Below are 14,728 nucleotides of genomic sequence, written 5' to 3' on the forward strand. Positions count from 1 at the left end.
TAGCGCCGATGGAGAGATGTGCATCACAGAAAACTTATTTTGATTATTTGATAACTAAACCACACCCAGATTCAAGCCTTCCAAGCAGAAGATTGTCTGGGATGCCGGACTTCCTGCCGGTGCGGGGCCGGGACATGGCGTTTTGATGCTCGCGAAAGACGCTAGGGGCGCCTCTAGCTGCTGATGCCCAGGGATTCCAGCATGGGCCGGAACTTGGCCCACGTCTCCGCCAGTTCGGCCTCAGGCTGCGAGCCGTCCACGATGCCGCATCCGGCATACAGCCGCACCGTCTCCGGCGATTCGATGACGGCTCCGCGCAGCGCGATGCCCCACTCGCCGTTGCCCGCGGCATCCAGCCAGCCCACGGGACCGGCGTAGGGCCCGCGGTCCAGGTGCTCCAATCTGCGGATCAGCTCCCCGGCCACCAGCGTGGGCGTGCCGCAGACGGCAGCCGTCGGGTGCAGGGCATTGATCAGCGCCAGGCACGTGGGTACGTGGCCTTCCACCTCCGTAAGCTCCGCCTTGACGTCAGACGCCAGGTGCCACACGTTGGGCAGCTCCAGGATGAACGGTTCGTCGTGGGCGTTCATCGCCTCCGAGAACGGTGCCAGCTGTGAGGTCAGGGACTGGATGGCGATTTCGTGTTCATGCCGCTGCTTTTCAGAGCCGGCGAGCACCCGCGTGGCGTATTCCATCGGAGGACCGTCCTGGCCGTGGGCGTCGCGGCGGTCCAACGTGCCGGCCAGCACCCTGGCCTGGGCGGTGCGGCCTTCCACCTGGATCAGCATCTCAGGGGTGGCGCCCACCAGCCCGTCCACGCCGTAGGTCCAGCATTCGCGGTACCTGGCGGCCAGTTCGCGCAGCACATCGGAGGCATGTACGCCGGAGGGAATGGTTGCCACCACATCACGCGCCAGCACCAGCTTCTCCAGTGCCCCGGTGCGGATTTCTGCCACCCCCGCCGCGACGGCATCCTTCCACGCTTCCTCACTGAGGGACCCGGTGTGCAGCGTTGCTCCGGCTGCCAGGCGGAGCGGGCGTACGACGGCGCCCCCCGCCTTGGCTGGCCCCCCGCCCAAGGTTCCGTCCCCGGCGGAGTCCGCCGCCGCCGTCGTGCTTTCAATGCCAAGGGTGCCGGCGGAGCCGCTGCCCAGCCAGCGGTCAAGGGCGGCGAGGGCCGTCTCTTCGGTGAGCGGGCCGTCGTCGAACGTCAACTGGGTGAGCCAGGCCTGGTTGTCCCGCACGCCCACCACGATTTCGGGCACGATCAGCCGCGACTCATAGGTGGAAGTCTTGGAAAACGCGAAGGAGCCGAAAGCCACCGGTCCCGTGCCGGGGAGCTCCACGGAGTCGGTGGCGTCCGCCTCCAGGACCAGGTGCCGCCACCAGATGTCCGCCTCGAGGAACCGCTCCGGGCCGGTGGCACTGAAGCGCGCGATTTCGCCAAATCCGGCGAGCCCTGCCTCGCGCCGGGTCCAGCAGAGGACGTCGTCCCGGACCAGAAACGAAGGCAGCCCCCCGGGGAACGCTTTGCCATCCAGGGGGACTGTCAAGGTGCGGAACGTGCTCGTCATGATGAGACAACACTAGTACTGAAAGGTACTTATCCCGCCGGGTACCCGGGCGGGCAGCTTGAGGAACCTGCCGGCGGTGGTCCGGACGCCGGTGAACATTTGAGACAATGTCATGGTGAACCGAGCATCCTTGGATAAGCGTCCGGACGAAGTAGCCACGATGTTTGACGACGTCGCACCAAAATACGACGTCGTCAACGATGTCCTCTCGATGGGGCAGACCCGCCGCTGGCGGAAGATCGTGGTGGATGCGATGGAAGTCTCCAAGGGCCAGCGGGTCCTGGATCTCGCGGCCGGCACGGGCACTTCCAGCGAGCCATATGCGGACGCCGGCATAGACGTTGTGGCCTGCGACTTCTCGCTCGGCATGCTCAAGGTGGGCAAGCGCCGCCGCCCGGACATCGACTTCATCGCTGGGGACGCCACCAACCTGCCGTTCGCTGACAACACCTTCGACGCCACCACCATCTCCTTCGGCCTGCGCAACGTGAACGAGCCCAAGAAGGCCCTGCAGGAAATGCTGCGCGTCACCAAGCCCGGCGGCCGGCTGGTCATTGCCGAGTTCTCCCAGCCCGTGGTTCCGCTGTGGCGCACCATGTACACCGAATACCTGATGCGCGCCCTGCCCGCGATCGCGGTCAAGGTCGCCTCCAACCCGGACGCCTACGTCTACCTGGCCGAGTCCATCCGTGCCTGGCCGGACCAGGACCACCTGGCCGCGTGGCTGCAGGAAAGCGGCTGGGAGAAGGTCACCTACCGGAACCTCACCGGCGGCATCGTGGCGGTCCACCGCGCCTTCAAGCCGGCCGACGCCGCGGACAGCGCCGCTGCCGCCATCGCCGCGCACAAGGGCCCGGTGACCAAGCTGCGCCGCAACATCGTCCGCTGACCGGCGTGCAGGTACTGATTGTCGGCGCGGGCCCGGCCGGGTCCACCGCCGCGTACTACCTTGCCAAGGCCGGCCTCGACGTCACGGTCCTGGAGAAAACCAGCTTCCCCCGCGAGAAGGTCTGCGGCGACGGCCTCACCCCCCGCGCCGTCCGCGAGATCCAGAAGCTCGGCCTTGCGCACCCGGAGAACGACGGCTGGCGGCGCAACAAGGGCCTGCGCCTCATTGCCGGCGGCCGCACCATCGAGCTGCCGTGGCCCGAGGTCTCCGACTTCCCGCAGTACGGGCTGATCCGCACCCGCCTGGGCTTCGATGAGGAACTCGCCCGCCACGCCCAAGCGGCCGGCGCCGCGATTCTCGAGCGGCACAGCGTCACCGATGCCCTGCGGAACGACGACGGCCGCGTCACCGGTGTACGCGCAGCGCTCCTGGACGAGTCCGGACGCAAGACGGGGGAGACGCGCGAGTTCCGTGCCGACGTCGTGCTCGCTGCCGACGGCAACTCCACCCGCACGGCCGTGTCCCTGGGTATCCAGAAGCGCGACGACCGCCCGCTCGGCGTGGCTGTCCGTACCTACTTCACCTCCCCGCGCACGGATGACGACTGGATGGAAGGCTGGCTGGAGCTTCCCGGCCGCGACGGCAAGCTGCTCCCCGGCTACGGCTGGGTGTTCGGCGTGGGCGACGGCACGTCCAACGTGGGCCTGGGGATCCTGAACTCCTCCAAGGAATTCGGCAAGCTCGACTACAAACAGGTCCTGCGCGAGTGGACGGCAGGCATGCCCGCCGAGTGGGGCTTCACGCCGGAGAACCAGGTGGGGGAGATCCGCGGCGCGGCGCTGCCCATGGGCTTCAACCGCACCCCGCATTACTCACCCGGCCTGCTCCTGCTCGGTGATGCCGGCGGAATGGTCTCGCCGTTCAACGGCGAAGGCATCTCCTATGCGATGGAATCCGCGCGCTTCGCCGCAGGGTTCATCATCGATGCCTCCTCGCGTACATATGCCGCAGGAGGAACGTACGACGCCGATGCGCACCTTGCGCGGTACGCGGACTACGTGCGGGACCAGTGGGGCTCGCACTTCACCCTGGGCCGGGCGTTCGCCGCCCTGATCGGGAAACCCGCCGTCATGAAACTCGCGCTGCGGACCGGCATGCCGATCCCGGTGCTCATGCGCTTCGTGGTCCGGCTCCTGGCCAACCTCACGGACCCCTCCGCGAAGGGCTTCGAGGACCGGGTGATCCGCGTCCTCGAATCACTGGTCCCCGCCACAACCAACGCCCCACCAGCTACGAATCAGCGGTATCCGCAACAAAAAGTTAGGGTTAACCCGTGACCAACTCCGCAGACCACAGCTGGACGCACGCCGGGCACGGCCTGCCGGACTCCGAACCCAGCCTCAACACCACCGCCATCGCCACCGGCCTGCAGCTCCCGGCCGGCTTTGCTGCCATCGCGGGGGACGCCGAACTGGGCCCGGCCATCACCACCAACCTCGCCAAGGTGGAGAAGAAGCTCCGCGAAGCCATCGCCAACTCCGATCCCCTGGCTGACGCAACGTCGCGCCACCTGGTGGAAGCCGGCGGCAAGCGCATCCGGCCCCTCCTGACCCTGCTCTGCGCACACCTCGGCGACGCGTCGCTGCCCGATGTGGTGCAGGCCGCCGTCGTGGTTGAACTGACGCATCTGGCAACCCTGTACCACGACGACGTCATGGACTCCGCGCCGTTCCGCCGCGGCGCCCCTACGGCCCACGAAGTCTGGGGCAACTCCGTCGCGGTCCTGACCGGCGACCTGATCTTCGCCCGCGCCTCCATCCTGGTGTCCGAGCTCGGCGGCCGGGCACTGGGCATCCAGGCGCGCACCTTCGAACGGCTGTGCCTTGGCCAGCTTCACGAAACCGTGGGACCCCGCCCGGACGAGGATCCGGTGGAGCACTACCTGTCCGTGATCGCGGACAAGACCGGCTCCCTGGTGGCGGCATCGGGCCAGCTGGGGGCAATCTTCTCCGGCGCCGACGAGGCCTACGAACAGGTACTGGTGGAATACGGCGAGAAGGTGGGCGTAGCGTTCCAGCTCGCCGACGACGTCATCGATGTCACCGGCGTGAAGGTGAAGTCCGGCAAGTCGCCCGGAACCGACCTGCGCGAAGGCGTGCCCACCCTGCCGGTCCTGCTGCTGCGGCGCGCTGCCGCTGACGGTGACCAGTCCGCCGTCGACCTCCTGAAACTGATTGACGGCGACCTGTCCTCCGACGAGGCGCTGGCCGCCGCCGTGGCCGGGCTGCGTGAGCACCCTGCCACTGCCGAGTCCTGGGTGGTAGCCCGACAGTGGGCCAACGAGGCCATCGCCGCACTTGCCCCGCTGCCCGAAGGCGTGGTCAAGGAATCGCTGTCCAACTTCGCGCTGGCCGTGGTGGACCGCGCCAGCTGAGTAAGCATCTGTTTGGAGTCCGGTTCGGCCTGGTTGATGCCAGGTGGGGCCGGGCTTCTTCGGTTAACCCGGCTTCCTCCGCTTAACTTCCTCCGCTTAAACGGGATAGCCCCGGTCCCCAACAACCGAAGCTGCTGTGAACCGGGGCTATCTCTCCGTTCGCATCAGACCCGCCGGAGGCGTTTAGCGGATCCGTGAATAGCTTATGACAGCTTTGTCATAATATGCAAGCCCTGATTTACCAGAAGTGTCACAGGGTTTTCGGGGCCGCTTCTGCCGTCGCGGGGGGCGTACAAGTCCACGCCGTAATTGCGTGACTTATGCGCACCACGATCAACACTTAGCCTGATTCCACGCGGCCTCGTCCCCGGACGCACTGCATGAATCACGCAATTGCGTCAACGACCTCCTCCTCCCGCGTTATCCACATAAGGGCGGGTGGCGGCACCGCAGGGGCCAAAGCGCAGCCACGATAAGCGAATGGACATCTGTGACTACTTGGAAAGGCGTGGAGGAGCAGCCCGCTCCCTTGAGCTGGAAAAGGTTGGGTTAACGCGGACCAGGGTGCGGCAGGCAGTAGAGCTTGGGGTGGTTGTAAGGGTTCGGCGTGGAGTCTATTCGCTGCCCGCCGGCAGCCCAGTCAGGATGGCTTTGGCTGCCGGCGGTCGTCTTACCTGTCTGTCCGCGGCACCTTTCTACCGACTCTGGACGCTCAATGGCCCGACATCCCTGCACCTGTGCCGGAGCCATCCAAGCGCTACTTCCGGTGTCACTGACCACGGGCGCCCCAAGCATCCACGGCATGCCTGGCTGCCTGTCGTGGGGCTGGCTGACGTGCTCCTGCATGCGCTGCACTGCTTGCCTGACCTGGAGGCCCTTGTGATGGTTCAGTCAGCCGTAGGGAACGGAAGTATTTCCTTCGACTTCCTCTACGACAAATGCCAAGGGCGCCGGAACGGGCTCGCCCGATCGGTCCTGGACCTGGTGATTCCACGTGCGGACTCAGTGCTGGAGGTCATTGCCAATGTGCATTTCGCGCGGGCGGGACTGCGGGTCCGCCGCCACGTTCACATTTCCGGCGTGGGAGAGGTCGACTTTCTGGTTGAGGAGTGCCTGGTAGTGGAGACCGATGGCTCAACACACTTTGAGCCCAAATCGATCAAGCGGGACCAGCGGCGCAATAACCAGAGCATTATCGGGGGCTACCTGGTGTTGCGCTATTACTACGAGGACGTTATCCACCGTCCGGAAGTCATGGTTACGGAGATCCAAGCAGTCCTGCTCCTGTGGAAGCGGTCCGGGCGGGGCCGGCCGGATATGCGTCACTTATAGCGGGTCCAGAGGAAGTCGGCCCTGCCAATCCGGAGAAGTCATGCCTGGCTGGCTCCATAAATGGCGCAAATGCGGCAGCTCAGAAGCCAGGGAAGTCCTACTCCTCGGCTTCTTCCTCGAAGGCCCACTCGAACATGTCGAAGACGAACTCGGAGAAGGTGCCCTCTTCGGACTTCCACTGGCCGCGGGCATTGTTGCGGCGGTACACGATGGGGTCCGGGACGCTGAGGTCGCCCACGCGGAAGCCCCACGTAAACGCTTCCTCTTCGTCCTCGAGGAACATCAGGAAGCCCTCGTCATCGACTTCGAGTTCCTCGGGGTCCCAGAAGTAGTGGTAGGCCTCCATCAGGTCCTCGCAGCCGCCCAGGGCCAGGTAGAACTCGCGGAGGACCAGGGGAATCTGGAACTGGTGCTCGGCAAGCGCGGAGTCGAGTTCCTCGGGCGTCAGCCCGTCCTCTTCCTGCCATTCATCCTCGAGATACTTCGGAACAAGCGCTTTGAACTTCTCGAGGAACATGTCAGTCATGTTCATATCCTAGCTAATCGGGGCCCACCCAAAATGACACCCGGGATGCACTCACATCCCCGGGTCGCTGGGCCGCCGGTGCCATCCGCGGACAGCCAGCGGGGCCTGCCAGGAGCGGCGCCACGCCAGGACGCGGAACGTGAAAACCAGGGCTGCGATGGCGGCTGCGGTCAGGACGTTGAAGACCCCCAGCACCCACAGCACTGCAGTGAGCGAGGCGCCCACAAAAGCCGGCAGGGCATAGATGTCCTTCGGGTTGAACAACTCCGGAACCTCATTGGCGGTGATGTCGCGCAGCAGGCCGCCGCCCACCGCCGTCGTCACGCCCAAAAGCACGGACGCCACCGGATTCAGGCCGGTGGCCAGTGCCTTGAGCGTGCCGGTCATGCAGAACAAAGCCAGGCCCGCGGCGTCGAACAGGGTCAACAGGGAGGTGTAGCGCTGGACGCTGGAGAACAGGAAGTACACCAGCACCGTGGCCAGCACCGGCGGCGCAAGGTATGCCGGATTGGTGAACGCCGCCGGGACCACGGCGAGGATGATGTCGCGGATCACGCCGCCGCCAAGCCCCACCAGGGAAGCCAGCAGCAGGGAGCCGACAATGTCGATCTGCTTCCGCGCCGCCAGCAGCGATCCCGAGACCGCAAAGAAGAACACGCCCAGCAGATCCAGCCACACCGGGGAGTTGTCAAAGGCGAATGTCATGGAGCGTCCCGGCATTTTCAAAGAGGGCGGACAGGGCGGCTCCAACGTTACGCTAGCCCCTATGAACAGCCCCATCATGATCGCCTGCGCCCATGGGACGTCCAACACACAAGGGGCCGCGGAGGTCAACGCCCTCCGCGCCGCCATCGCGGAACTGCGCCCCGGCCTCGACGTCCGGGAAGCCTACGTGGACGTCCAGCAGCCCGACCTGGTGGACGTGGTGGCGGGCCTGCCCGAGGGGGAGGCCGCCGTCGTGGTGCCGCTGCTGCTGAGCGTGGGCTACCACGTTAAGGTGGACATCGCCCGGGCGGTGAAGAGCCGTCCCGGCAGTGCCGCGGCCGCGCCGCTGGGCCCGGACCCGCGCCTGGCAAAACTGCTGGACCAGCGGCTGCGCGAGGCCGGGACCACCGATAACGACGTGATCGTGCTCGCGGCCGCAGGCTCGTCCAATCCCAACGCCGCCGTCAGCGTCGAGGAGCTGCTGGGCCAGCTTCAGCAACTGCGGTCCAACCGGATGGTGGCCGCCTACGGAGCCTCCGCCCAGCCATCCGTGCCCGACGCCGTCGCGATGCTTCGCGAGGAGCTCGCCGGGGGTGCCGGCGCGGGGGAGTCCGCGGGAGCGGTCGACGTCGGCGGGCGCGTGGTGGTTGCCTCATACCTCCTTGCGCCGGGCTTCTTCCACGACCAGCTCGCCAAGGCCGGGGCCGACGTCGTCACCGAACCCCTGCTGCCGTCTCCGGTGCTCGCGGAGATCGCGCTGGACAGGTACGACGCCGCCGTCGCAAGGATGAACGAAACGCCCCCGGCGGCCGAAGCGGCGGCCCCCGCAGCGGCCGGTCCGGAGCCGTCTGGAAAGCCGTCCCCGGATGCACAGCAGGGTGGCTTCTTCAAGGCCCTCCGGCGTTTCGTGACGAAATATTTCCCTAGGTGACTTCGCATTTCCGGGCCTTTGTGACGCAATTCGGGGGCGCCCTACAGTCGATGCATGACTGATACAGCTCTAGCCGGAGCGTCCGCGGACTCCGCTGCCCCCAAGCGCCCCGCCCGCCCGTCCCGCCCTGCCGCAAAGCCGCACGGGCAGTGGAAGGTTGACGGAAAAACGCCGCTGAACGCCAACGAAACCTGGAAGCAGGAAGACGACGGCCTCAACGTGCGCGAGCGTATCGAGACGATCTACGCCAAGGAGGGCTTCGACGCCATCCCCGGCCAGGACCTGCACGGCCGTTTCCGCTGGTGGGGCCTCTACACCCAGCGCAAGCAGGGGATCGACGGCGGCAAGACCGCAACGCTTGAGCCGCACGAGCTCGAGGACAAGTACTTCATGCTCCGCGTCAGGATCGACGGCGGCGCCCTCACCACCGAGCAGCTGCGCGTCATCGGCCAGATCTCGGTGGACTTTGCCCGGGACTCCGCGGACATCACCGACCGCCAGAACATCCAGCTGCACTGGATCGAGGTGGAGAACGTCCCCGAGATCTGGCGCCGGCTGGAGGCCGTTGGCCTGTCCACCACCGAGGCGTGCGGCGACGTTCCCCGCGTCATCCTGGGCTCGCCCGTGGCCGGCATCGCCAAGGACGAGATCATCGACCCCACACCGCTTATTGCGGAGCTGGCGGAACGCTTCATCGGCAACCCGATCGTGTCCAACCTGCCCCGCAAGTACAAGACCGCCATCACCGGCCACCCCAGCCAGGACGTGGTCCATGAGATCAACGACTGCGCCTTCGTGGGTGTCCGCCACCCCGAACTGGGCGCGGGCTACGACCTCTGGGTGGGCGGCGCGCTGTCCACCAACCCGATGCTCGGCAAGCGACTGGGCGCCTTCGTCAAGCCCGAAGAAGCCGCCGACGTGTGGCTCGGCGTCACCAGCATCTTCCGCGACTACGGCTACCGCCGCATGCGCACCAAGGCCCGCCTGAAGTTCCTCCTGGCCGACTGGGGCACCGAGAAGTTCCGCCAGGTCCTGGAGGACGAATACCTCGGCTACAAGCTGGCCGACGGCCCGGCCGCCCCGAAGGCCGCCACCCCGGGCGACCACGTGGGCGTGCACGAGCAGAAGGACGGCAAGTTCTTCATCGGCGCCACCCCGCTGGCCGGCCGCCTGGCTGGCTCGTCCCTGGTCAAGCTCGCGGACACCCTCGAGGCCCGCGGCTCCTACCGGCTGCGCACCACCCCGCACCAGAAGATTGTGGTCCTGGATGTCGAAAAGGAGCACGTGGAGCCGCTCATCGCCGAGCTTGACGCCCTGGGCCTGTCCGCCCGCCCGTCCGTGTTCCGCCGCGGGACCATCGCCTGCACCGGCATCGAGTACTGCAAGCTGGCCATCGTCGAGACCAAGATGACCGCCGCCAGCGCGGTTGCAGAGCTGGAACGCCGCCTGGCGGACCTTGCCGGGTCCGGTGAACTGCCGCACGCGCTGTCCCTGCACATCAACGGCTGCCCAAACTCCTGCGCCCGCATCCAGACGGCGGACATCGGCCTCAAAGGCATGATGCTGCCAACGCCCGACGGCGACCCCTCCCCGGGTTTCCAGGTCCACCTGGGCGGCGGGCTGGCTTCGAAGGACCGCGAGGAAGCCGGCCTGGGACGCACAGTCCGCGGCCTCAAGGTCTACGTCGACGACCTGCCCGACTACGTGGAACGCGTGGTGCGCCGGTTCGTCGCCGACCGCGCCGAAGGCCAGACCTTCGCTGAATGGGCCCACGCAGCAGACGAGGAGGCACTGCAGTAATGGCAAAGCATCTCGCACCCGCACCTGCCAAGCGCCCCAAGGAGGAGCTGAAGGCCCTGGCCGAAGCCGGCGCCGCCGAACTCGGCTGGGACGCCCCCGCCCGCGACGTGATCGCCTGGGTGGAGCGCAACTTCGACCTGCCCGCCGTCGCCGTCGCGTGCTCCATGGCCGATGCCGTCCTGCCGGCCCTGGTCGCAGACCAGATGCCCGGCGTCGACGTCCTGTTCCTGGAGACCGGCTACCACTTCCCGGAAACCTACGCCACGCGTGACGAGGTGGCCGCGAACCTCCGCGTCAACGTGGTGGACGTCCTCCCGGAGAACACCGTGGAGCAGCAGGACCGGCTCCTCGGCAAGGACCTCTTCGCCCGCGACGCTGCCCAGTGCTGCGCCCTCCGCAAGGTGGCCCCGCTGCAGCGCACCCTGGCCGGTTACGAGCTGTGGTTCACCGGCGTCCGCCGCGACGAAGCCCCCACCCGCACCAACACGCCGCTGGTCACGTGGGACGAGAAGAACGGCCTGGTCAAGGTCAACCCGATGGCCGCCTGGACGTTCGACCAGCTGGTCCAGTACTCCGACGACAACCTCCTGCCCGTCAACCCGCTCCTTTCCCAGGGCTACCCCTCCATTGGCTGCCAGCCCTGCACCCGCAAGGTGGCACCCGGCGAGGATCCCCGCGCCGGCCGCTGGGCAGGTTCCGACAAGACAGAATGCGGACTACACGTATGAGCACTTACCTATCCGAGGAGACCCAGGTGACTGACGCCGCCATATCCACGCGCCTGTCCAGCCTGGACACCCTCGAATCCGAAGCGATCCATATCATCCGCGAGGTTGTCGCCGAGTTCGAGAAGCCTGCGCTGCTGTTCTCCGGCGGCAAGGACTCCGTGGTGATGCTGCACCTGGCCACCAAGGCGTTCTGGCCGGGCAAGGTGCCGTTCCCCGTGCTGCACGTGGACACAGGCCACAACTTCCCCGAGGTCATCGACTTCCGCGACCGGACCGTGGAGCGGCTGGGCCTGAAGCTCGTGGTCGGCTCTGTCCAGGAGTTCATCGACCGCGGCGAGCTGGCCGAGCGCGCCGACGGCACCCGGAACCCGCTGCAGACCGTCCCGCTGCTGGACGCCATCCAGCAGAACAAGTTCGACGCCGTCTTCGGCGGCGGCCGCCGCGACGAGGACAAGGCCCGCGCCAAGGAGCGCATCCTGAGCCTGCGCGACGAATTCGGCCAGTGGGACCCGCGCAACCAGCGCCCCGAGCTGTGGAACCTGTACAACGGCCGCCACACCGTGGGCCAGCACGTCCGCGCGTTCCCCATCAGCAACTGGACCGAGCTGGACATCTGGCGCTACATCGAGCGCGAGAACATCGAGCTGCCCGGCCTGTACTACGCCCACGAGCGCCAGGTCTTCGCCCGCGACGGCATGTGGCGGGCGGTTGGCGAGGTCTCCCAGCCGCGCCCCGATGAGGAAGTCATCACCAAGACCGTCCGCTACCGCACCGTGGGGGACATGTCCTGCACCGGTGCCGTCGAGTCGAACGCCTTTACGGTGTCCGACGTGGTGGTTGAAGTCGCCGCCTCCACCCTGACCGAACGTGGCGCCACCCGGGCAGATGACCGCATCTCCGAGGCCGCCATGGAAGACCGCAAGAAGGACGGGTATTTCTAATGACCACCGAAACTGTTGTGTCCGGCGCTGCCGGTGGCCTGGAAGCAGCCCTGCCCACCACCCTCTTCCGGTTCGCCACTGCGGGATCGGTCGACGACGGCAAGTCCACCCTGGTGGGCCGCCTCCTCCACGATTCCAAGGCGATCCTGGCCGACCAGCTCGACGCCGTGGCGCGCACCTCGGCCGACCGCGGCTTCGGCGGGGAAAAGGGCGGCATCGACCTCGCCCTGCTCACCGACGGCCTGCGCGCCGAGCGCGAACAGGGCATCACCATCGACGTGGCCTACCGCTACTTCGCCACAGACCGCCGCAGCTTCATCCTTGCCGACTGCCCCGGGCACGTGCAGTACACCAAGAACACGGTGACCGGCGCGTCCACTGCGGATGCCGTCGTCGTCCTCATTGACGCCCGCAAGGGTGTCCTGGAGCAGACCCGACGGCACCTGTCCGTGCTGCAGCTGCTGCGCGTGGCGCACGTGATCGTGGCCGTGAACAAGATCGACCTGGTGGACTTCAGCGAGTCCGTGTTCCGCGGGATCGAAGCCGACGTGCAGCAGGTGGGCCGCGAGCTGGGCCTGGGCTCGGACGGCATTTCCGACCTGCTGGTGGTCCCCGTGTCGGCGCTGGACGGCGACAACGTGGTGGAGCGCTCCGAGCGCACCCCCTGGTACACCGGTCCCGCGCTGCTGGAGGTCCTCGAGACCCTCCCGGCCGCGGACGAACTCGAAAGCCACCTGGAGAGCTTCCGCTTCCCGGTGCAGCTGGTCATCCGGCCGCAGGGCGCGCTGGCGCCGGACGCCGTCGCAGCCGGGCTGGATGTTGAGGCCTACCGCGACTACCGCGCGTACGCCGGCCAGATCACTGAAGGCTCCGTGAAGGTGGGGGACCAGGTCTCCGTGCTGACGCCTGGCCAGGACCCGCGCACCACCACCGTGGTGGGCATCGACTTCGCCGGCGCCTCGCTGGAGGAAGCTGCCGCCCCACAGTCGGTGGCCATCCGCCTGGCTGACGAGTTCGACGTCGCCCGCGGTGACACCATTGCCGCCGCCGGCACCGTCCGCGAAGCCTCCGCCGACCTGTACGCGGCCCTGTGCTGGCTGTCCCCGAAGCCGTTGCGCGAGGGCCAGAAGGTCCTGGTCAAGCACGGCACCCGCACCGTCCAGGCGATGGTCCGCAGCGTGTCCGGCAAGCTGGACCTGTCCACCTTCAAGCTGGAGGGCGCCTCCAACCTGGAGCTGAACGACATCGGCCACGCGCAGCTCCGGCTCGCCGCGCCGCTGCCGCTGGAGAACTACCTGCACCACCGCCGCACCGGCGCGTTCCTGGTGATCGACCCGCTGGACGGCAACACGCTGGCCGCCGGGCTGGTCAAGGACCACCCGGGCGACCATGAGGACGAGCGCTACAGCATCTAGTTTTCTCCGGATCGCCGGAACACTGCGGGGCCGCTACGGCAACCCGGCAGTATTCCGGCGATTCCGCGTTTCTGCGGCATCCCGCACGTTAACCACAAAGGTTCGCCCCGGATGTTCCCTGGCTGTTGGGGGCGTGGGAAGCTCAGGCATTGCTTTGACGATGCCCGGGCCTGCACGCCCTGGCAGGTTCCCTTCAGGAGGCAGGATGGAAACGGTCCAGCGATGGTCCACGCGAGCGGCTGAAGTCTTCAGGCGTGATTCCCAGGCGTGGGGAATCCCCCAGCGCCAGGCGAAGCTCCTCGCGCTGCTCCCGTTAGTCCTCACCGTTGCTGTCGCTGCCACGGTCCCGTTCAAGGAGTTCTATCTCTGGCTTGTTGACGAGGACCATCCGATCGAATGGCTCCAGTTTGCGTGCCTGGTGGCCGCCGCCGTCTTCCTGGGCTTCCTCGCCTTCCGGCTGTACCGGAGGGGGCAGAAGGGGATGGCGGTGCTGTACGCGGTGGTCACGATCGGGGTCGTGTTCCTGGCGGGCGAGGAGATCTCCTGGGGCCAGCGCATCTTTGGCTGGCAGACCCCGGCATCCATGGAAGCCATTAACCGCCAGGACGAGACCAACCTGCACAACATCCGGGGCGTGCAGGAGTTCGTCCCGGCGGCCATGCTCGTGGCAAGCCTGTACGGCGCCTGTGCCGCGCTGGTAGCGGCGTGGCTGGGGGACCGGTGGAAGAGCGTTGCGTCCCGGCGCCTGCTCGTCCCGCCGCTCTGCCTTGTGCCGGCCTTCCTGCTGGCCGCACTGTACCGGCTCTTCCGCCTGCTGATCTGGCCGGAGCCTACGTTTGTGATCTCCGAGTTTGGGGAAGTGCTGGAGCTGACCCTCTACTTCGGGCTCGCGATGTTCAGCTGGTTCAACGTGCGCCGCCTGCTGGAGGCACAGCCCACCGTCCGTGCGGTGCGCCACCGCGTGCCCCGCACCCCGTAGGCCCTGCCGCCGGCGCTACCGGTTTTCGAGAATCGCCTTGAGCCGCCGGAGGTCCTTGCGGGTCTCGCGGCGGATCATCGGTTCCATGACCAGCCCGGCCAGCTTCGAGAAACCTGAGGGGATCCCCGTGTTGCGGAGCGTCATGCGGGTCCCGCCGCCGTCGTCCGCCCATGTGTAGGTGGTCTGCATGGGGAAGGGACCCTGGGCGGTCCGCATCACCAGCTTTTCGCCCGGGACATACTCGATGAATTCGTAGGTGTAGTTAAGCTCCCGGCCCAGGAACTTGGCCGTGAAGTCCACCTTTGAGCCGGGGCCGAGCGGGCGGCTGTCCAGCCGCTGCGACGAGTGGATGTTCGCGTACCAGCTTGGCGCGTTGTCCGGATTGGCCGCATACTCCGAAACCTGGGCGCGCGGGCAGTTGATGACAACTTCGGTTTGTACGTTCACCATCTGGCATCTCCTCTGTAGAGTGCG

At 67.0% G+C, this 14,728-nt stretch carries 14 protein-coding genes; 10 read left to right on the forward strand and 4 right to left on the reverse strand.

Annotated features, from left to right (window positions below):
* Window positions 1–173: 173 nt before the first annotated feature.
* Window positions 174–1,574, reverse strand: coding sequence for an isochorismate synthase (locus AC2JAJ_RS12920; protein WP_486415554.1), 1,401 nt, complete (start codon window positions 1,572–1,574; stop codon window positions 174–176).
* Between the two features lie 115 nt (window positions 1,575–1,689).
* Here AC2JAJ_RS12920 and AC2JAJ_RS12925 point away from each other — a divergent pair, with 115 nt between their 5' ends.
* From AC2JAJ_RS12925 to AC2JAJ_RS12940, 4 genes are all read left to right on the forward strand, one after another.
* Window positions 1,690–2,463 carry a demethylmenaquinone methyltransferase gene (locus tag AC2JAJ_RS12925; protein ID WP_486416689.1) on the forward strand — a complete coding sequence of 258 codons (774 nt, stop codon included), beginning with the start codon at window positions 1,690–1,692 and terminating at the stop codon, window positions 2,461–2,463.
* Window positions 2,464–2,468: 5 nt separating this feature from the next.
* Window positions 2,469–3,800 carry a geranylgeranyl reductase family protein gene (locus AC2JAJ_RS12930; protein WP_486415553.1) on the forward strand — a complete coding sequence of 444 codons (1,332 nt, stop codon included), beginning with the start codon at window positions 2,469–2,471 and terminating at the stop codon, window positions 3,798–3,800.
* On the forward strand, window positions 3,797–4,897 hold the full coding sequence (locus AC2JAJ_RS12935) for a polyprenyl synthetase family protein (protein ID WP_473696580.1): 1,101 nt from the start codon (window positions 3,797–3,799) through the stop codon (window positions 4,895–4,897). Before AC2JAJ_RS12930 ends, AC2JAJ_RS12935 begins: the two co-directional genes overlap by 4 nt.
* 819 nt (window positions 4,898–5,716) lie before the next feature.
* Window positions 5,717–6,229: an endonuclease domain-containing protein gene (locus AC2JAJ_RS12940; protein ID WP_486415552.1), complete on the forward strand. Its 513-nt coding sequence runs from the start codon at window positions 5,717–5,719 to the stop codon at window positions 6,227–6,229.
* A 97-nt stretch (window positions 6,230–6,326) separates the two neighbouring features.
* On the opposite strand, the gene AC2JAJ_RS12945 is transcribed toward AC2JAJ_RS12940, so the two are convergent.
* The gene (locus tag AC2JAJ_RS12945) at window positions 6,327–6,755 is read right to left on the reverse strand and encodes an SMI1/KNR4 family protein (RefSeq protein WP_221386346.1); all 429 of its coding nucleotides are present in this window, start codon (window positions 6,753–6,755) and stop codon (window positions 6,327–6,329) included.
* Between the two features lie 51 nt (window positions 6,756–6,806).
* Window positions 6,807–7,460 carry a trimeric intracellular cation channel family protein gene (locus tag AC2JAJ_RS12950; protein ID WP_221386347.1) on the reverse strand — a complete coding sequence of 218 codons (654 nt, stop codon included), beginning with the start codon at window positions 7,458–7,460 and terminating at the stop codon, window positions 6,807–6,809.
* Window positions 7,461–7,521: 61 nt separating this feature from the next.
* On the opposite strand from AC2JAJ_RS12950, the gene AC2JAJ_RS12955 reads away from it, so the two are divergent.
* The 6 genes from AC2JAJ_RS12955 (at window position 7,522) to AC2JAJ_RS12980 (ending at window position 14,254) form a co-directional block, all read left to right on the forward strand.
* Window positions 7,522–8,391 (forward strand): sirohydrochlorin chelatase, encoded by an 870-nt coding sequence (locus tag AC2JAJ_RS12955; RefSeq protein ID WP_486415551.1) that lies wholly within the window; start codon window positions 7,522–7,524, stop codon window positions 8,389–8,391.
* A gap of 54 nt (window positions 8,392–8,445) precedes the next feature.
* Window positions 8,446–10,191: a nitrite/sulfite reductase gene (locus tag AC2JAJ_RS12960; RefSeq protein ID WP_486415550.1), complete on the forward strand. Its 1,746-nt coding sequence runs from the start codon at window positions 8,446–8,448 to the stop codon at window positions 10,189–10,191.
* Window positions 10,191–10,919: a phosphoadenylyl-sulfate reductase gene (locus tag AC2JAJ_RS12965; protein ID WP_221386350.1), complete on the forward strand. Its 729-nt coding sequence runs from the start codon at window positions 10,191–10,193 to the stop codon at window positions 10,917–10,919. Before AC2JAJ_RS12960 ends, AC2JAJ_RS12965 begins: the two co-directional genes overlap by 1 nt.
* Window positions 10,916–11,860 (forward strand): sulfate adenylyltransferase subunit CysD, encoded by a 945-nt coding sequence (gene cysD, locus AC2JAJ_RS12970; protein ID WP_486415549.1) that lies wholly within the window; start codon window positions 10,916–10,918, stop codon window positions 11,858–11,860. The genes AC2JAJ_RS12965 and cysD overlap by 4 nt, the downstream gene beginning before the upstream one ends.
* A complete protein-coding gene (locus tag AC2JAJ_RS12975; RefSeq protein ID WP_221386352.1) occupies window positions 11,860–13,275 on the forward strand; it encodes a sulfate adenylyltransferase subunit 1 in 1,416 nt (471 codons plus the stop codon). Before cysD ends, AC2JAJ_RS12975 begins: the two co-directional genes overlap by 1 nt.
* Window positions 13,276–13,480: 205 nt before the next feature.
* On the forward strand, window positions 13,481–14,254 hold the full coding sequence (locus AC2JAJ_RS12980) for a hypothetical protein (protein WP_486415548.1): 774 nt from the start codon (window positions 13,481–13,483) through the stop codon (window positions 14,252–14,254).
* Between the two features lie 15 nt (window positions 14,255–14,269).
* On the opposite strand, the gene AC2JAJ_RS12985 is transcribed toward AC2JAJ_RS12980, so the two are convergent.
* On the reverse strand, window positions 14,270–14,704 hold the full coding sequence (locus AC2JAJ_RS12985; protein WP_486415547.1) for an SRPBCC family protein: 435 nt from the start codon (window positions 14,702–14,704) through the stop codon (window positions 14,270–14,272).
* Between the last annotated feature and the right edge of the window lie 24 nt (window positions 14,705–14,728).

It is taken from the genome of Arthrobacter sp. MOO21, assembly GCF_057369995.2.